At 70.3% G+C, this 17935-nt stretch carries 12 protein-coding genes; 6 read left to right on the top strand and 6 right to left on the bottom strand.

The window, feature by feature from the left end; translation table 11 throughout:
- Positions 1–100 precede the first annotated feature (100 nt).
- The 4 genes from AVME950_RS13630 (at position 101) to AVME950_RS13615 (ending at position 6448) form a co-directional block, all read left to right on the top strand.
- Positions 101–1075 carry an NADPH:quinone oxidoreductase family protein gene (locus AVME950_RS13630; protein WP_284430207.1) on the top strand — a complete coding sequence of 325 codons (975 nt, stop codon included), beginning with the start codon at positions 101–103 and terminating at the stop codon, positions 1073–1075.
- 145 nt (positions 1076–1220) lie between these two features.
- Positions 1221–2750 carry a GGDEF domain-containing protein gene (locus AVME950_RS13625; RefSeq protein WP_284430206.1) on the top strand — a complete coding sequence of 510 codons (1530 nt, stop codon included), beginning with the start codon at positions 1221–1223 and terminating at the stop codon, positions 2748–2750.
- Between the two features lie 69 nt (positions 2751–2819).
- Entirely contained in the window at positions 2820–4442 is a 1623-nt protein-coding gene (locus AVME950_RS13620; RefSeq protein ID WP_284430205.1) for an alkaline phosphatase D family protein, read from the top strand.
- A 176-nt stretch (positions 4443–4618) separates the two neighbouring features.
- Positions 4619–6448 (top strand): gamma-glutamyltransferase family protein, encoded by a 1830-nt coding sequence (locus AVME950_RS13615; RefSeq protein ID WP_284430204.1) that lies wholly within the window; start codon positions 4619–4621, stop codon positions 6446–6448.
- 78 nt (positions 6449–6526) lie between these two features.
- On the opposite strand, the gene AVME950_RS13610 is transcribed toward AVME950_RS13615, so the two are convergent.
- The 6 genes from AVME950_RS13610 to AVME950_RS13585 all read right to left on the bottom strand — a co-directional run bounded on the left by AVME950_RS13610 (position 6527) and on the right by AVME950_RS13585 (position 14329).
- A complete protein-coding gene (locus tag AVME950_RS13610; protein ID WP_284430203.1) occupies positions 6527–6952 on the bottom strand; it encodes a cupin domain-containing protein in 426 nt (141 codons plus the stop codon).
- A gap of 218 nt (positions 6953–7170) precedes the next feature.
- Positions 7171–7917 (bottom strand): transporter substrate-binding domain-containing protein, encoded by a 747-nt coding sequence (locus AVME950_RS13605; RefSeq protein WP_284430202.1) that lies wholly within the window; start codon positions 7915–7917, stop codon positions 7171–7173.
- A gap of 91 nt (positions 7918–8008) precedes the next feature.
- Positions 8009–8806 carry an EAL domain-containing protein gene (locus AVME950_RS13600; RefSeq protein WP_284430201.1) on the bottom strand — a complete coding sequence of 266 codons (798 nt, stop codon included), beginning with the start codon at positions 8804–8806 and terminating at the stop codon, positions 8009–8011.
- 280 nt (positions 8807–9086) lie between these two features.
- On the bottom strand, positions 9087–10787 hold the full coding sequence (locus AVME950_RS13595; protein WP_284430200.1) for a multicopper oxidase family protein: 1701 nt from the start codon (positions 10785–10787) through the stop codon (positions 9087–9089).
- 9 nt (positions 10788–10796) lie between these two features.
- Positions 10797–11882 (bottom strand): RCC1 domain-containing protein, encoded by a 1086-nt coding sequence (locus tag AVME950_RS13590; RefSeq protein ID WP_284430199.1) that lies wholly within the window; start codon positions 11880–11882, stop codon positions 10797–10799.
- A gap of 17 nt (positions 11883–11899) precedes the next feature.
- On the bottom strand, positions 11900–14329 hold the full coding sequence (locus tag AVME950_RS13585; RefSeq protein WP_284430198.1) for an Lcl C-terminal domain-containing protein: 2430 nt from the start codon (positions 14327–14329) through the stop codon (positions 11900–11902).
- Between the two features lie 337 nt (positions 14330–14666).
- Between AVME950_RS13585 and AVME950_RS13580 the strand changes: the two genes are divergently transcribed.
- A complete protein-coding gene (locus AVME950_RS13580; RefSeq protein ID WP_284430197.1) occupies positions 14667–15701 on the top strand; it encodes a helix-turn-helix domain-containing protein in 1035 nt (344 codons plus the stop codon).
- A 54-nt stretch (positions 15702–15755) separates the two neighbouring features.
- Entirely contained in the window at positions 15756–17750 is a 1995-nt protein-coding gene (gene dnaG, locus AVME950_RS13575) for a DNA primase (protein WP_284430196.1), read from the top strand.
- Positions 17751–17935 lie beyond the last annotated feature (185 nt).

Raw genomic sequence — 17935 nt, 5'->3', positions numbered from 1 at the left:
ATCCTGGGCGCCCGCCCCTGCCGGCGGCCGCCGTCGCTCCAGGGACTCGCCACGCCGGCCCCCGCGCCTATCATGCGGCCACACCGACAGGAGACCTTCCATGCATGCTTGGCTTTGCACCAACCCGACGGGCGTCGACGCCCTGGCCTGGACCGAACTGCCCACGCCCACGCCGAAGGCGGGCGAGGTGCTGATCGCGATCAAGGCCGCCAGCCTGAACTTTCCCGACCTGCTCATCGTGCAGAACAAGTACCAGATGAAGCCCCCCCTGCCCTTCGTGCCGGGGTCGGAATACGCCGGCGTGGTGGAGGCCGTGGGCGAAGGCGTCACCCACCTGCGCCCCGGGCAGAGCGTGGCCTGCCTCACCGGCACGGGCGGCTTCGGCACCCACGCGGTGGCGCCCGCGGCGCTGTGCATGCCGCTGCCCGAGGGCTTTTCGCACGTGGATGCGGCGGCGTTCATCATGATCTACGCCACCTCGCACCATGCGCTGGTGGACCGGGGGCAGCTCAAGGCCGGCGAGACGGTGCTGGTGCTGGGTGCGGCCGGCGGCGTGGGCACGGCGGCCATCCAGATCGCCAAGAAGATGGGCGCCCGCGTGATCGCGGCCGCCTCCACCGAGGAAAAATGCAAGCTGTGCCTGTCCGTGGGGGCGGACGCCGTCATCAACTACACCGAGGAAAACCTGCGCGAGGCGATCAAGTCGCTGACCGACGGCAAGGGCCCGGACGTGATCTACGACCCGGTGGGCGGCGACTTCACCGAGCCCGCCTTCCGCTCGATCGCCTGGCGCGGGCGCTACCTGGTGGTGGGTTTCGCCTCCGGCCCCATCCCGGCGCTGCCGCTGAATCTGGCGCTGCTCAAGGGCGCCTCGATCGTGGGCGTGTTCTGGGGCGAGTTCTCCAGGCGCGAGCGGCAGGCCAACGCCGCCATGATGGCCGAGTTGGCCGCCTGGTACGGCGAGGGCGCCATCAAGCCCGTGATCGACCGCACCATGCCGATGGCGCAACTGCCCGCGGCCTATGCCCACATGGGATCGCGCGGGGTGATGGGCAAGCTGGTCATGGTGAACTGACACTGGCGCCGGCCCCCGCCCGCCAGGCCCTTCACCCAGGCCGGTGGTGCGCGGGACCAGCGTTGCACGGATGCCCTGCGGGCGCCTGTTCAAGCGGTGCGCCGTCTGTCACACTCGCGCATCTTTGCCTTTCCGTGCACGCCAGATGGCCGACCGCCCCCCTTCAGAAATCGCGCGAGAAACCCTCAAGCAGCTGGCCGCGCGCCGTTTGGCGCCCACGCCCGACAACTACCAGGCCCTCTACGACGAGATCGCCGGCAACCCCAGCCCCACCGCCTTTCCGGAAGGCCCTCTGCGCCACATCCTGCGCGTGCTGCCCGGACAGACCCCGGCGCAAAAGCGCCTGCTGGGCCTGTTCGAATCCGCCATCGACAACACCGACTGGGCCCAGTTGCAGAGCGTGCTCGTGGGCTACGCCAACCTCGGGCTGGCCAGCGTGGCCGCACCGGCCGCCGCGGCCGCGGAGCCCTCGGCCGCCACGCACCTGCCCGAGGAACTGACCGAGCAGCTCGCCCGCCTGATCGACAACACCCTGCCCGCGCTGGGCGAGGACGATGCCCGCGTGCATGAACTGGCCGCGCAGCTGACCAACTTCCTGCGCCAGCCCTCGCCGCCGATCTCGACCTTCGGCCTGATGCTGAACAACTTCAGCTACCGGCTGTCGTTCGCCACCGAGGACCAGGCCGCCATCCGCGCCAGCCTGCTCGAACTGCTGCACATGCTGTTCGAGAACATCGCCGTGCTGAGCCAGGACGACCGCTGGCTGCAGGGCCAGGTCGAGGCGCTGATGGCCGCCTCCACGCCGCCGCTCACGCTGCGCCGGCTGGACGAGGTGCAGCGGCGCCTGAAGGACGTGATCTTCAAGCAGACGGAGGCCAAGGAGCGCACCGTACAGGCACAGGAACAGATGAAGGAGCTGCTGGCCACCTTCATCGAGCGGCTGGTGCAGATCACCGCCTCCAGCAGCACCTACCACGACAAGATGGAGCACTGCGCCGAGCGCATCGGCCAGGCCAACAGCCTGCAGGAGATCACCCCGCTGCTCGAGGAGGTGATGAGCGCCACGCGCGCCATGGCCCTGGACAGCCGGGTGGCGCGCGACGAGCTGCAGGACCTGCGCGCGCGCTCCGATGCGCGCCATGCCGAGATCACCAAGCTGCAGGAAGAGCTGGACCGCGCCAGCGCCCAGGCCCGGCACGACCCGCTCACCGGCTCGCTCAACCGCAAGGGCCTGGACGAGGTGATGGAGCGCGAGATCGCCCGCGCAACGCGCAACGGCTCGCCGCTGTGCGTGGCCCTGCTGGACGTGGACAACTTCAAGCTCATCAACGACCGCCTGGGCCACACGGCCGGCGACGAGGCGCTGGTGCACCTGGCCGGCGTCACGCGCGAGGTGATGCGCCCGCAGGACATGCTGGCGCGCTACGGCGGCGAGGAATTCGTGCTGGTGCTGCCCGACACCGACCTGGACCAGGGCGTGGAAGCCATGAAACGGCTGCAGCGCGAGCTGACCACGCGCTACTTCCTGAAGGACCGCGAGAAGGTGCTCATCACCTTCAGCGCCGGCGTGGCGCAGATGGCCGAGCAGGAGGGCAGCACGGAAGCCATCCGCCGGGCCGACCAGGGCATGTACCTGGCCAAGCGCGCGGGCAAGAACCGCGTGATGGCCGCCTGAGCCCCTCCCGGGCGGCCTTTTCCGAGCGCCCGGCCTGACCGTTTCCGCTCGCGCACTGCAACCCTTCCCATGACGCAAACACCCCTGCTCTCGCGCCGGGCACTGCTGCAACGGGCCGCCTGGGCCGCGGGCGTGGCCGCCTGGCCCCGTTGGGCCGGGGCAGGCACCGGCGCGCTGCGGCACGACCCGTTCACGCTGGGCGTGGCCAGCGGCGACCCCTCGCCCGATGGGATGGTGCTGTGGACGCGCCTCGTGCCAGCGGAACCCGGCGCATGGAACCGCCCGCTTGCCGTGCAGTGGGAGGTGGCGCACGACGACGCGTTTCGCCGCATCGTGCAGCGCGGCACGGCCACCGCCCTTCCGGAGTTCGCGCACAGCGTGCATGTCGAGCTGCGGGGGCTGGCCCCGGGGCGCTGGTACCACTACCGCTTTCTGCAGGGCGACGCCGTCAGCGCCACCGGCCGCACGCGCACCGCGCCGGCCGCCGGGGATGTGGCGCCGGGCCTGCGCATCGCCTTCGCGTCGTGCCAGCGGTGGGAGCACGGCCACTACGCCGCCTGGGCCGACGTGTGCCGCCAGTCGCCCGACCTGGTGCTGTTCCTGGGCGACTACATCTACGAATACGCCAGCCCCAAGGACCCGGCCGGGCTGGCGCGCGTGCACGGCCTGCGCCTGGCGCACACGCTGGCCGACTACCGCGACCGCTACGCGCTGCACAAGAGCGACCCGTCGCTGCAGGCCGCCCACGCGCTGTGCCCCTGGGCCACGACCTGGGACGACCACGAGGTGCAGAACGACTACGCCGGCACCCACGGCCGCGGCGACGCCGCCGACTTCCTGGCGATGCGCACGGCGGCATGGCAGGCCTTCTACGAACACACGCCGCTGCGCGCCGCGAGCCTGGCGGCCAGCGGGTTCGGCGCGCTGCAGGTGTACCGCGCGCTGCCCTGGGGGCGGCTGGCGACCATCCACCTGCTGGATGCGCGCCAGTTCCGCGACCGCCAGGCCTGCCGCGCGGAAGGCAGCAGCGGCGCGGGCGCTGTGCGGCCCGGCGACTGCGCCGAACTGCAGGCGCCCGAGCGCAGCTTCCTGGGCACGGCGCAGGAGCGCTGGCTGGATGCCGGCCTGGCCGCCGATGCACGCGGCGGCGGTGTGGGAAGCGCCAGCGGCGACGGCACCCGCTGGAGCGTGGTCGCGCAGCAGACGCTGTTCTCGCCGCGCCACTACCCCTCCGGCGTGCAATCGACCGACAGCTGGGACGGCTACCCGGCCGCGCGCCAGCGGCTGCTGCAATCGGTGACCCGGCATGCGCCGCGCAACACGGTGCTGCTGGGGGGCGACATCCACCAGAACTACGTCTGCAACGTGATGGCGCCGGCCGACGGGGCCGCGCCTGCCGAGTCCTCCGTGGCCCCCACGGCCCGCGTGCTGGCCAGCGAGTTCTGCGGCACCTCGATCAGCTCGCGCTCGGGCACCACGCAGGACAAGGTGGACGCCATCGTCCGCCACAACCCGCACGTGCTGCTGGCGCGCTGCGACCTGCGCGGCTGGGGGCTGGCCGAGGTCACGCCCCGGCGCTGGACCACCACGCTGCGCACCGTGGACGACCCGCTGCGGGCCGACAGCGGCGCTTCCACCCTGGCCCGCTTCGTGGTGGAAGACGGTCGCCCCGGGCCCGTGCGCGACCTTTGATTTGCTACAAAATAAATAGCTAAATGCCCTAGTATTGATTGCGCCGGAGGCCAAAAAGACCAAAGGCGTCCAACGCAGGGGCCACCCACGCGCGCCGTTTCGGTAGCGGGGTGTAACACCCGCAGGCCAGGCCTGCACCCCGCATTACCATGGCGCCCACCACACCGGGAGACTCCATGACCCCCAAGCACCTGCCCGCCGCCCGGCTGGCCGCCCTCGCTGCCACCGCCCTGCTCGCGGCCTGCGGCACCAGCCCCCGCCTGAACTACACGCTGCCCGACCAGCCCGAAGGCGCGTCCGGCTACACCGAGAAGCCCGGCTGGGCGACGCAGAAGTTCGCCGTGGCGGCCGCCAACCCGCTGGCCACCGATGCGGGCTACCAGGTGCTCCAGGCCGGCGGCTCGGCGATCGACGCCGCCATCGCAGTGCAGATGGTGCTGTCGCTGGTCGAGCCGCAATCGAGCGGCATCGGCGGCGGCGCCTTCCTGCTGCACTCGGCGGGCAGCCGGGTCGAGGCCTATGACGGCCGCGAGACGGCGCCGGCCGCCGCCACCGAGAACCTCTTTCTCGGCGCAGACGGCAAGCCCGTGCCCTTCTACGACGGCGTGGTGGGCGGCCGCTCGGTGGGCACGCCCGGCGCGGTGCGCATGCTGGAGCTGGCGCACCAGGAGCACGGCAAGCTGCCGTGGGCATCGCTGTTCCAGCCGGCCATCCAGCTGGCCGAGAACGGCTTCAAGGTGAGCCCGCGCCTGAACACCCTGCTGGCCAACGAAAAGTACCTGGCCCAGGACCCGGCCGCGCGCGCCTATTTCTTCGACGCGGCGGGCCAGCCCTGGCCCGTGGGCCATGTGCTCAGGAATCCCGAACTGGCCGCCGTGCTGAAAGGCATCGCGCGCAACGGCTCCAAGGCGCTGCTGGAGGGCGAGGTGGCGCAGGCCATCGTCGCCAAGGTGCAGGGCCACCCCACCAACCCCGGGCGCCTGGCGCTGGCCGACCTGGGCGGCTACCAGCCCAGGAAGCGCGAGGCGCTGTGCACGGACTACCAGGTGGCCTCCAAGGACTTTCGCCTGTGCGGCTTTCCGCCGCCCAGCTCGGGCGCGATCGCCGTGGGACAGATCCTGGGCATCCTGAAGAACACCGACGCCACCACGATGGCGCTGCAGGAAGGCCCCAAGGGCGCGGGCGACTGGCTGCCCAGCGCCGACTGGCTCTACCTGTACAACGAGGCCTCGCGCCTGGCCTTCGCCGACCGCGGCCTCTACGTGGCCGACCCCGACTTCGTGCAGCCGCCGGGCGGCAGCTGGAGCACCCTGCTCGCCCCCGCCTACCTCGCCCAGCGCGCCCAACTGATCGGCCCGCAGAGCATGAAGGTGGCGCAGCCCGGCAACCCCGGCGCGGTCCAAACCAGCCATGCGCCCATGCCCGACCAGATCGAGCACGGCACCAGCCACATCAGCGTCGTCGATGCCTTCGGCAACGCGGTGGCGATGACGACCACCATCGAAGACCAGTTCGGCTCGCGCCAGATGGTCAAGGGCTTCCTGCTGAACAACGAGCTGACCGATTTCAGCTTCGCGCCCAAGGACGCGCAGGGCCAGCCCATCGCCAACCGCGTGGAGCCCGGCAAGCGCCCGCGCTCGTCGATGGCGCCCACGCTGGTGTTCGACAAGCAGACCGGCCAGGTGGTGATGAGCGGCGGCAGCCCGGGCGGCGCGCTCATCATCCACTACACGGCCAAGACGCTCTACGGCATCTTCAACTGGGGACTGATGCCGCAGCAGGCGATCAACCTGCCCAATTTCGGCTCGCTCAATGGCCCGACGATGCTGGAGGAAAAACGCTTCCCGCCGGCCACGGTGGAGGCGCTGCGTGCCCGCGGCGCCGAGGTGCGCGAGATGAACATGACCAGCGGCCTGCAGGCCATCACCCGCGCCGAGGTGCACGGGCAGCCGATGTGGCTGGGCGGCGCCGACCCGCGCCGCGAAGGCGTGGTGATGGGGGACTGAGCGCCCGCCACCCAAAAAAAGAGCACCCTGCGGGTGCTCTTGGGCGTTGCGGCCCGGGGCTGGCCGCCGCGCCAGCGCCTACTGCTCGGCGATCACGTCCAGGAACACCAGGGGCTCGGTGCCGGTGTTGGTCAGCCCGTGCGATTCGCCCTTGCGCACGATGGTCACGTCGCCCGGCTTCACAGCCACGTCCACGCCGTCCTTGTCCTTGAAGGTGCCGCGGCCCGAGACGATCACGTAGGTGTCCTCGTTGCTGGTGTGCTTGTGGTAGCCGATGGAGTCGCCCGGCTGCAGCGTGAGCCAGCTGATCTCCTTGATGGCCTGGTCCTTGAGCGCCTTGTCGCGGGTGAAGGCGTATTCGCCGGCCAGCGTGCCCTTGCCGCCACCGGCGCCCTCCTTGTTGGCTTTCAGCAGCGCCTCCTTGGGGTACACCTCGGCCGACGCCGTCAATGCCACCCCCACCAGGGCGAATGCGGCGGCCAGCAGGCGGAACGTTTTTTTCATGGGTTGTCTCCTTTGGAATGGTCGGATGGCAGCGCGGGCCGCCGCAGCATGCCGCGGCCCGTCCGGTGCCGATGCGATCTTATGCGCGGCCCCGCGCGCCCCGCACCGGCCAGCACCCCGGCGGTGCCCTGCGAAGCAGGCTTGGTATCAAAACAGGCTCCAGCACAATCAACACTAGGGCATATTGCTATTAAAACAATAGCAATCGAATCACCGCCTCAAGCCGGGGCCTGGGCCGGCGCCACGGAGGCGCCCTGGATGCCGTGCCGCTCCAGCGCGGCCTGCACGAAGCCGCTGGCCTTGGCCTCCTCCACGAAGGCATGGAGCACGCCCGCCGCGGCCGCGCCCCGGCCCTTGGGCAGCCCCATGGCCTGCTGGATGACCATGAAGCGGCCCGGCAGCAGGCGCAGGCCGCCGCCCAGGCGCTGCGCATCGGCCTGCAGCTGCTGCTTGACGCCCGCGGCCACGTCGGCGCCTTCGGCCAGGAAGGTCTCCACGACGGCGGGCGACGTGGGGGCGCGCACCAGGGTGGCGGCCTTCATTTCGCGGCTCAGATAGAGGTCGTAGGCGCTGCCCTTGCCGACCACCACCCGGTGTCCGGGCCGGTCCACGGCCTCGTTGTCGCGCAGCGGTGAATCGTCCCGCACCAGGTAGCAGCCTTCGATGAGCACGTACGGCGCGGTGAACGCGATGCCGGCGCCACGCAGCGGGTCCACGGCGAAGAAGCCCACATCGGCCTGCTCCTGCGTGACGGCCTCGACCGATCGGCCGGCCGCATCGAACACGGCGAAGGCGATGGGCACGCCCAGGCGCTCGGCCAGGGCCCGCGCCAGATCGACGGACACGCCGGACGGGTCCGCCCCCGGCGCACCGGCCTTGGCCAAAATGGGGTTGCCCAGGTTGATGGAGGCGCGCAGCACACCGGTGGGTGCAAAGGCCTGGAGGACGGCGGGATCGATGGACATGCGGCGAAGGACGGGGGGGTTGAACGAAGGCCGAGCATCTTCCAGCCAGCGCGCCGTGTAAACCCCCGCGGCCGCCTGGCGACGCAGCGCGTCAGGTGGCGGCGTCCTGCGGCCAGCGCACGGGCGGCAGGGCCTGCAGCGCGGGCCGGGCCAACAGGTAGCCCTGGAACAGGTCGATGCCCAGGCCGCGCAGGGTGTGCAGCTCGGCATCGGTTTCGACGCCTTCGGCCAAGGCCTGCACGCCCAGGTCATGGCACAGGCCCACGATGCCGCGCACGATGGCTTGCCGCACCGGGTGGCGGTCGACGCCGCGCACCAGGGCCATGTCGATCTTCAGCAGATCGGGCTGGAAGTCGGCCAGCAGGTTCAGGCCCGCGTAGCCCGCGCCGAAATCGTCGATCGCGCTCAGGAAGCCGTGGCGGCGGTAGGCGTGCAGGATGCCCTGCAGGTGCGCCTTGTCCAGCAGGTTCTCGCGCTCGGCGATCTCGAAGATGATGCGCTCGGTGGGAAAGCCGCAGCGCTGCGCGGCCTGCAGCGTGGCGCGGATGCAGGCCTCCGGCTGGTACACGGCGTTGGGCAGGAAGTTGATGCTCAGCCGGCAGGGCATGCCCAGCGCCGCGGCCAGTTCCACGGCCTTCACGCGGCAGGCCTGGTCGAAGGCGTAGAGGTTCTGCTCGGTCACCCGATCCAGGATGCTCTGGGCCGAACTGCCGTCCAGCCCCCGCACCAGCGCCTCGTAGGCGTAGACGCTGCGGTCGCGCAGATCGACGATGGGCTGGAACGCCATGGTGAACTCGAAGTCCAGCGCCTGGCCGTCGCGGCAGGCGGCGCAGGCGGGCGAAGAGGCGGTGGCCGAAGAGGCGGCGTGGAGGGAGGCGGGCTGATTCATGACAGCGATGGGCCACGGGCAATGGCGGGGCGGCGATCGAGCCGACAGCTTACGCGCATCTTGCGGCACATCGGTCCCGCGCGCGTCCCGTGACCCACCGGGCCGCGAGGGCTTTGGCGCCCGCGCCGCTCCCTCAGGCGGCCTTGCGCGCACGACTGCGGGGCCCGGCGCACCGCACCGGGCCCCTCGCCGCGCTCTTCTTCTCTCCCCTCTCTCTCTTGGTTCCTGTGGCTGCGCGCCGGCTCTCGGCCGTGTTCGCTCGCTCGTGCTCGTTCACCCCTCACGCCACCACGTGCACCAGTTGCATCATTCCCAGGTCTTCGTGGTCGAGCGCATGGCAGTGCCATACGAACTGGCCATGGAAGTCGGTGAACCGCATGCGGAAGGTGATGCTGCCCATCGGCGGCACCGGCAGCGTGTCGGCCCAGTACGGGTCGACCGGCTCGCCGTTGACCCGGACCACATAGCTGTCGTTGACGTGGATGTGGAACGGGTGCGGGTAGCGGTTGAGGTTCTGGATGGTCCACTCCTCCACCGCGCCCAGCGCCACCGTCTGCGTGGCCGTGAGCGACGACTGGAACGGCGACAGCCGGGCCTGCGGCGAGGCGTCGCCGGACGAGAACACGGTGTCGGTGAAGCCGTCGACGCCGTCCGACAGCGGGATGAACCAGCCCTCCCCCGCCGGAATGGGCTGGGCCAGGCGCTCGCTCGTCTTGGGCAGTACGGCCAGCACCAGGCTGCGCTGCTTGCCGCCATGGGCCGCCAGTTCCTCATCGGTGATGGGCAGGTGCTCGGCATAGCGCGGCAGGCGCGCGGGCTGGGGCAGCGGGGTGGACAGCGGCGTTCCCTCCACCACGATGCGCGCGACGATCTCGTCCTGCGACTCGCTCGACGGCGCCTTGACCGAACGCAGGTAGTACGTGCCGGGCACGTCGCTGGCCTTCACCACGATCGAATGGCGGTTGCCGGGATACAGCGCGTTGCCGGGCCAGTGGGCGTTGTCGAATTGGTCCGAGGTGGCCGCGTTGATGGGCTTGAAACGGCGGTTGAACACGTTGCCGTCCTTGGCATACGCCCAGAGCGTATGGCCGTCCAGCACGGGGTTGAACGGGTAGAACGAAGCCGTGTTGACGAAGTGCCACTGCTGCACCTCGCCCGGCCGCATCACGATGGTGGGCTGGTAGGCGCCGTTGAGCAAAAAGCCCGACGACGCGGTGCGGATGGAGTCGTAGAACGATTCCGTTTTGCCGTCGTCGGTCAGGTTGACCTTGTGCACGTGGATCGCGCGCTCGCGGATGTCCGGCGTGTCGATGAAGGTGTCCTGGGGGTCGTGAATGAGGATGGCGCCGAACATGCCGCTGGAGACCTGCACGTTGGACGACCCGTGCAGATGGGGGTGGTACCAGTAGATGCCGTTGGTGTGGTCGGCCGGGATGGCCACCTCGTGCTGGCGGCTGGCCCCCGGGAGCACGCCGGCCTCGGCCATGTCCACCACGTAGTCGCCGAACACGCCGGGGCGGATCTCCCGCGGATCGACGTGCAGGCCGTGGAAATGCAGGTTGGTGCTGTTCTGGTGGTTGAGGTAGTCCAGCGAGGACTGGCCCTTCACGTTGGCCGGCAGTTCGTTCACCAGCCGGATGCGCAGCGTGTCGCCGGGCTGCAGGTGCAGCGTGGGCGCCATGTACTGGCCGTTGAAGCTGCGCAGCGCGGTCTGCACCGTGCGGGCCACGCCCGGATAGGCCGGCGGCTGCGATCCCGCGATGCGCAGCGGCTGCGCGCCGTAGCGGGCGAACAGGTCCAGGCTGAGCTGGCCGCCGGACGACGTCAGCGCGGCGGGCTCGGGCAGCGTGTCCGCCGTGGCGCCGGAGGCGCTGCCGCCGCAGCCGGCCAGCGGGGCAACCACTGTGCCCAGGGAGAGCCCGAACATCCACTGCAGGCTGGCGCGGCGCGTCGGCTCCGGGGTCGAGAAAGAATCAGTCATGGCGGGCCTTCAGGCGAATGCGATGGGATGGGGTCGGACCTGCACGGCGGTGGACGGAAACGCCCCGCAGGCGGACGAGCGGTTGTCGCCCCAGGCGAGCAGCCCGGTGCCGGTGCGCGCCAGCACGTGGCCCGATCCGGCCGCCAGTTGCAGCACGCCGCGCAGCGCCGGCACCCTCAGCGGCCTGGCGGAAAAGGCCAGGCCATCCCGCGCGAGCTGCCCCATGCCGTTCCAGCCCCATGCGAACACGTCGCCCTGGCGCGACAGCGCCACGGTGTAGAACATGCCCGCATCCACCTGCGCCACGGCAAAGCCGGTGCGCACCCGCACGGGCCGGGCGAAATAGCGGGCCTCGCCGCCGCCCGCCTGCCCGTACTGGTTGGAGCCCCAGGCCCACAGCCCGCCTTGCGCGTCCACCGCGAAGCTGTGCGTGTCGCCCGCGGCCACCTGCACGATGCGCCCGGGCAGGTCCACCCGCACCGGCACGGCGGATTCCTTCAGCGCCCCGTTGCCCAGTTGGCCGGCCGCGTTGGCCCCCCAGGCCCAGACGCGGCCGGCCCGGTCCAGCGCCAGCACGTGCGCATGGCCGGGCGCCAGGTGCGCGATGGCACCCAGGCCTTCGATGGCCTGCGGGCCGGATTCGCGCGAGGCCGTCGCGCGGCCCAGTTGCCCATAGGCCGCCATGCCCCAGGAGCGCACCGTGCCGTCGGCCTGCAGCGCGAACGCGGCGGCTTCGGTCTGCGCCACCTGGACCACGGGGGAAGGCAGGCCCGACACGCCCACGCGGTCGGCGCCGTGATCCGGCGACACCACGGGCCGGCAGGCCACCACGGCGCCGCCCTCGCGCACGGCCAGCGTGTGGGAATGCCCGTCGTGCACCGCGGTGAACGGCAGCCCGGGGTTCAGCCACTGGGGCTGCGGCTGCGCGTAGCGGTTGTGGCCGATCTCGGTGGGGCTGGACGTGCACAGCTCGCCCGGATAGCCGGGCGGCAGCTGGGCGCCGAGCCGCTTGACGCCGCCCCAGCCGTAGGCCGCGCCGTCCGCGGCGAGGGCGATGGACCGGTCGCGGCCGGCACTGATGGTGAGAAATGGCATGGAATGCGCCTCGCGGGTCAGGGCAGCAGCACGAGGTAGGCGAACCCTTCGGCGCCGCCGATCGTGGCCTTGATCTGGATCTGCTTTTTCGATGTGGGGGCCTGGGACACCGTCACCCGGCCGGAGGGGCTGATCTGCACGCCGGAATCGCTCGGGTTGCACGACCAGACGGCCATGTCCTTGTCGATGGCGGCCCCCGAACTCAGGACGCCCCGGATGCTGAGGTCGTACGAGAACGGGGATTGCTTGGTGATCTTCGTGGCCGGGGACAGCAGCAGCCGCTTGAGTACCGGCACCGGCGCGCTCTGGTTGCCGTAGAGGATGGCCTTGCCTTCCAGCCGGCCCGATTGCCCGGGCTGGTCCGACAGGTACCAGGGCAGTTCGGCCTTGATCGTGTAGGCACGTGGCGTACGCTCCTGGCTGCGCAGTTGCACCAGGCCGCTGGTGCCTTCGTGGTTGGACACGTGCACGTCCGAGGCGTGTTCGCCCTCGACGCTCCAGATGGCGTCCTGGGTCACGTCCTTCCAATCGCTGCTGTCGGAGTAGCGCACCAGCGCCCAACCCTGCGCCGTGTCGGCCGTGGATTTGAAACCCTCGTAGAACTCGACCTTGAACTCCACGGGAACGGGCGGCGTGCGCACGTACAGCACCGGCATGGTCCACGGCACGGGTGGCTGCGAGGAGCCGTATTGGGTATAGCACCTGCCGTCGCCACGGCAGAATTTGATGCGGATGTTTTCCTCGTCGCCGTTGTACAGGTTCATCACCAGCGTGCGCAGTTCGTAGTCCGACTGGCCCCACTGGCGATCGCGGCGCTTGTAGACGTTGCGGGTGACGATGTAGCCCGGGCCGAGGATCTTGTAGGGCCTGGACCCCGCCTGCCCCAGGTCGGCGAAATGCCGGTAGCGGGTGGTGCCGTCGTGCTGGTACGACTGCGGCTTGAAGCCGAAATACCGCATGACTTGAGGCGTCGCGGCCGACTGTTCGCCGGAAGGCAGCCGATGGCGCACGGCGTCCGGCGGTATCAGGCTCTGCAGTTCGGTGATGCTGGGCAGGCGCCAGGGATTGCCCGCGCTCGCCGGGTCGGCCATCAGCCCTTCCAGGCCGTCGTATTCGAACATCTCCGGTTTCCACATCAGGCCGGTGTCGCGGTCCAGGATGCTGCCGTCGGCGAAGGGCTTGAGCCCGTTGGGGTACATCAGCCGCTGGCGCTTGAGGTGGATGTGGTACTCGTCCAAGTGCCGCTCCGCCTTGTCCAGCTGCGGCGGATCGCCCGCATGGGCGGCCTCGACCTTGAGATTGAGTGCCTGGGCCTGCAGTGCGCGCGCCTGGTTGAAGGCGTTGAACAGCAGGTCGTCATAGGCCGTTCCGGTGCGGCCCGAATAGAACTTGGGGTGGTCGTCCAGCAGCAGGCGGATCAGCCCCTTGGCATCGGCACCGGAGCCCACCTGGTTGTCGTGCAGCTGGGTCAGCACCAGGCTTTCATTCACGGACTTGACGAATTGCTCCTGAAGCTGGTCGGCCGTCGGCGGCGCATCCCCCGCTGCGCTGGCCAGCAAATCGGTCTTGTCCTGCACGAACGCCTTCAACGCCTCCAGCGCCGTCAGGCGGGTGATGTAGGCCGTGGACCGCGGCACCCTGCCGATCGCCTCGCTCAGCCGCTTGATCTCGGCCGTGATCGCCTGCAGCTGCTTGGCGGTGGTGTCCTCACCTTCGCCCAGCCCCAGTTCGTTCAGGAAGCTGTTGATCCCGCTGACCCGCATGAGCCAGCCCTTGACCTTGCCGCCGGCCCAGTCCTTGAAGTTGCCGGACAAGCCATCCACCAGGTCCTTGATGGTGGCGTCGGGGCTTTTGTCGGCGCCCAGCAGGCCAGCGGCGTTCCGTCCGAAACGCTGGACGGAGACCGTGGCGTCGATGCCGTCCGCCACCTGCCGGGTCAGGGCCTGCGTGCCGCCCGCGCCGCGCGCGGCCTGGTGGAAGTGGTCCGCATCCAACCGGTCGCAGTCCAGGCTGAAGCCCAGAGTCCCCACGGGAAGGTCGGGCGGCAGCCCCAGCGACTCCAGCACGCGCGCCTGGGCCCGCGCCAGCGCCATCCCCGGCTGCGTGGCGAGGTAGGCATCCACCAGCGTGGAGATCGGAGACAGCACGACCGCCGTGCCGGACCGGTAGTCCTCGAGCCGGGCGGCCAGATGCAGGCCGTCCCCCAGGTCCAGGACGAGGCGCAGGCCGCCCTGCGCCGCGTGCACCAGCACCGTGGCATGGCCGTCGAAGGCCGTCTCCACCAGCGTCTGGCCGCCCGCGCCGAAGACCGTGAGCCTGCCCTGGCCCGGGCCGCCCGGCTCGGCATGGACCGGCACCGACAGCGCATGGGGTGCAGGGCCAAGTCCGCCTTCGCCGCAGCTTCGGACAAGGTCAAGATGCTGCAGGGGGTCGAGGGGGCTGTCCACAGGGTGCATAAATTGTGTCCGGCAGGCCGGTCCATTGGGGTGATGACGCAGTTTTTTAGCCCGGGATCGGGCGGCAGGCCTGCCGCCCACCGGTGCATCGTCCCGTTTCGCACCGGCCATTTCAACCCGCGGATCCAGTGGGGATTTCTTACCCATGCCACGGTGGGAGCCCTTCGGACGGGGAATTGAGACACGCGGCCATTCCAGGCCCAGCGGGTGAGACGCAGGATCCATTTCGACCCCGTCGGCCGCACAGGGTTTTTTTCTCGACCTGTCGCGCGTGCACTACATTTCGAGTGGAAACACACAGAAAGCAACAGACCGCGGAAGGGAATTCATGGCAAACGAGGTCCGTCCGGCTCCCGATTCCCCTCCACACCGCCGCCATGCGGCGCTGGCCAGTCCGCACGCGCCGGGGACGCTGGTGGAGGTCGCCACCGATCCCGTGCCCCCTCGGGAGCGCCTCGACTTCTGGCGGGAATCGGTGCTCAGCCGCATGCGCCCCGAATCCGACGTGCCGGACGGGGCGGCGTTCGGCGGGCGGTTGCGGCGCATCGTCGGCCATGGGGCCGATCTGGTCGAGCACGCGAGCGAGGCCGTGCATGCCGTGCGCACCGAGGCCATGTGCCGCCGGGACGGCGCGGACGACATCAGCCTGTCGCTGATGGTGGAGTGCGACTGGGCCACCCAGGAAAACCACGGAGCGCAGCAGATCTCGGCCGGCATGCTCTACCTCGTGGACTACGCCCGGCCGGTGGAGATCCGGCGCTCACGCCACCGCGACATGTCCCTCATCGTGTCGCGCAAGACGATCCATGACACCCTGGGCCCCGGCTTCACCCTGCCCGACCAGCTGCCGCAGCGCCCGGGCCTGGGCAGCGTGCTGCAGACCCTGATGGCCGCCACCTGGCGCGAGGCGCCGCGCATGGGGATCGACGAACGCACCGTGGCGCTGAAAGCCTGCACCGACATGGCCCTGGCCCTGCTGCAGACATCGCAAAAGGCCGGCCTGCAGGCCGATGCAGGCCGCTTCGACGACAGCCTGTACCGGGCGGCCTGGGGCCTGGTGCGGCGCCACTGCGGCGACCCGGCCTTCGGCGCCGAGCGGCTGGCGGTGCTGCTGGAATGCTCGCGTGCGTCGCTGTACCGCCTGTTCGCACGCCATGGCGAAGGCGTGGCGGCGGCCATCTGGAGCGCCCGGCTGGAGGCCGCCTGGCAGCAGGTCACCGCGACCGCGGGCGCCGGCACCGAGCGGCCCAGCCTCTCGGAGATCGCGCTGCGGTGCGGGTTTTCGGACCCCTCCACCTTCCAGCGCATGTTCAAGCGCCGCTTCGGCCTCAGCCCGCGCGAGGCGCGCCACCCGGCGAACTGACCCGCGGGCCGGCCGGCGGGTGCCGGCACCGGCGCGTTGGGGGACAATCGCCGGGTGTCCATCCCCCAGTCGTTCATCCAGGAATTGCTCGCCCGCGTCGATGTGGTCGACATCGTCGGCCGCTACGTGCAGCTCAAGAAGGGCGGCGCCAACTTCATGGGGCTGTGCCCCTTCCACGGGGAAAAATCGCCCTCGTTCAGCGTCAGCCCCTCCAAGCAGTTCTACCACTGCTTCGGCTGCGGCAAGAACGGCAACGCCATCAGCTTCCTCATGGAGCACGCCGGCATGGGCTTCGTGGAGGCCGTGCAGGACCTGGCCCAGCAAGTGGGCCTGCAGGTGCCGCAGGACGACGTCTCGCCCCAGGAACGCGAGCGCGCCGCCGCCCAGCGGCAAAAGCAGGCCACGCTGACGGACGTGCTCGAAAAGGCCGGTGAATCCTTTCGCAAGCACCTCAAGGATTCGCCGCGCGCGGTGGGCTACTTCAAGGGGCGCGGCGTCTCCGGCACGGTGGCCAAGCGCTACGGCCTGGGCTATGCGCCCGAGGGCTGGCGCAATCTGGCCAGCGTGTTCCCCGAGTACGACAGCCCCCTGCTGGCCGAAAGCGGACTGGTGATCGTGAACGAGGAGGACGACAAGCGCTACGACCGCTTCCGCGACCGCGTCATGTTCCCGATCCGCAACGTGAAGGGCGAATGCATCGGCTTCGGCGGGCGCGTGCTGGGCGACGACAAGCCCAAGTACCTCAACTCGCCGGAAACGCCCGTGTTCCACAAAGGCCGCGAACTCTACGGCCTGTTCGAGGCGCGCACCGCCATCCGCGAGCACGACTACGTGCTGGTCACGGAAGGCTACATGGACGTGGTGGCGCTGGCGCAGCTCGGCTTCCCGAACGCCGTGGCCACGCTGGGCACGGCCTGCACGCCCGACCACGTGCACAAGCTGTTCCGTTTCACCGACACCGTGGTGTTCAGCTTCGACGGCGACGCGGCCGGGCGGCGCGCGGCGCGCAAGGCGCTCGACGGAGCCCTGCCCTACGCCACCGACACGCGCAGCGTGAAGTTCCTCTTCCTGCCGGCCGAGCACGACCCCGACAGCTTCATCCGCGAACACGGCACCGACGCCTTCGCCCGCCAGGTGGGCGAGGCGCTGCCTCTCAGCCGCTTCCTTTTGGAGGCGGCCCGCGAGAACTGCGACCTGGGCACCGCCGAAGGCCGGGCCCACATGGTGAGCAACGCGCGGCCGCTGTGGTCCGCCCTGCCGGACGGCGCGCTCAAGCGGCAGTTGCTGACCGAACTGGCCGAGCAGGGCCAGCTCGACGCGCGCGATCTGTCCGACCTGTGGAACCAGGCCGCAGCGCAGGACGCCAGCCGCCAGGGCGGCGGCGCGCACCGGACGGCCTCCGGTGGCGCCCCCCCGCCCGCCTACGCCGACGAACCGCCCTGGGGCGCCTCCGCGCAGGACGCCGGCTGGGCCCCGGCCGGTGAGCCGCCCGGCGGCGGCCAAGGCTATGCCGCCAAACCGTTTCGCAAAAACAACGGCGACTGGAAAGGCAAGGGCCGCTGGAAGAAGGAGGACGAGCGACCCATGCAGCCGCGCCTGCCCCGCACCCCGGCGGCGAGCCGCACGGACCACGCGGTGCGGCTTCTGCTGTCGCACATGGAGTTCCTGGAAGAACTGGCCCATGAGGACCACGCGGTGCTGTGCGCCCAGGCGGCACCGCACGGGCCCCTGTTCACCTGGCTGGAAGGCCAATTGCACGAGCACGGCCCGCTGGCCTGGGCCGTGCTGCGCGAGAGCCTACGCGGGCATGAGTGCGAAGGGCTGGCCGAACGCGTGATGACCGGCTCGCACGCCCAGACCGAGGGCGACGTGCAGGAGCTGCGGGCCGAGCTGCGCGACCTGCTCGACCGCATGCTCATCGAGGAGCTCAAGCGCCAGCAAAACGAGCTCATCCTGCTGGCAGCGCGCGACCCGGCGGCTCTGGCGCAATACCAGGCCCTGGAGCAGCGGCTCAAGGCATTGCGCGGAATTTCGCTCAAGCCGGCTTGAAATTCCCCTGGGCCGCTATAATGTAGGGTTCATCGGCAAGAGCGACAGCAGCACCTCCGGGCCGGGCAACCGTGACACACACGCACGACCGCCCTTCACACCGCAAGGACTGCACACCAAATGTTCGCCCACACATCTTGCCCCTGAGGGTCGCTCCCTCGAACCGCGAAGGCTCCGGCCTTTGC

This window comes from Acidovorax sp. SUPP950, assembly GCF_030158935.1.
GTDB lineage: Bacteria > Pseudomonadota > Gammaproteobacteria > Burkholderiales > Burkholderiaceae_C > Paracidovorax.
This window is presented reverse-complemented; position numbering and strand designations above follow the sequence as displayed.

Excerpts from the sequence above, each read along its gene's own strand:
- AVME950_RS13630 (WP_284430207.1), top strand. The coding sequence starts at position 101 with ATGCATGCTTGGCTTTGCACCAACCCGACGGGCGTCGACGCCCTGGCC.
- AVME950_RS13625 (WP_284430206.1), top strand. The coding sequence starts at position 1,221 with ATGGCCGACCGCCCCCCTTCAGAAATCGCGCGAGAAACCCTCAAGCAG.
- AVME950_RS13620 (WP_284430205.1), top strand. The coding sequence starts at position 2,820 with ATGACGCAAACACCCCTGCTCTCGCGCCGGGCACTGCTGCAACGGGCC.
- AVME950_RS13615 (WP_284430204.1), top strand. The coding sequence starts at position 4,619 with ATGACCCCCAAGCACCTGCCCGCCGCCCGGCTGGCCGCCCTCGCTGCC.
- AVME950_RS13610 (WP_284430203.1), bottom strand. The coding sequence starts at position 6,952 with ATGAAAAAAACGTTCCGCCTGCTGGCCGCCGCATTCGCCCTGGTGGGG.
- AVME950_RS13605 (WP_284430202.1), bottom strand. The coding sequence starts at position 7,917 with ATGTCCATCGATCCCGCCGTCCTCCAGGCCTTTGCACCCACCGGTGTG.
- AVME950_RS13600 (WP_284430201.1), bottom strand. The coding sequence starts at position 8,806 with ATGAATCAGCCCGCCTCCCTCCACGCCGCCTCTTCGGCCACCGCCTCT.
- AVME950_RS13595 (WP_284430200.1), bottom strand. The coding sequence starts at position 10,787 with ATGACTGATTCTTTCTCGACCCCGGAGCCGACGCGCCGCGCCAGCCTG.
- AVME950_RS13590 (WP_284430199.1), bottom strand. The coding sequence starts at position 11,882 with ATGCCATTTCTCACCATCAGTGCCGGCCGCGACCGGTCCATCGCCCTC.
- AVME950_RS13580 (WP_284430197.1), top strand. The coding sequence starts at position 14,667 with ATGGCAAACGAGGTCCGTCCGGCTCCCGATTCCCCTCCACACCGCCGC.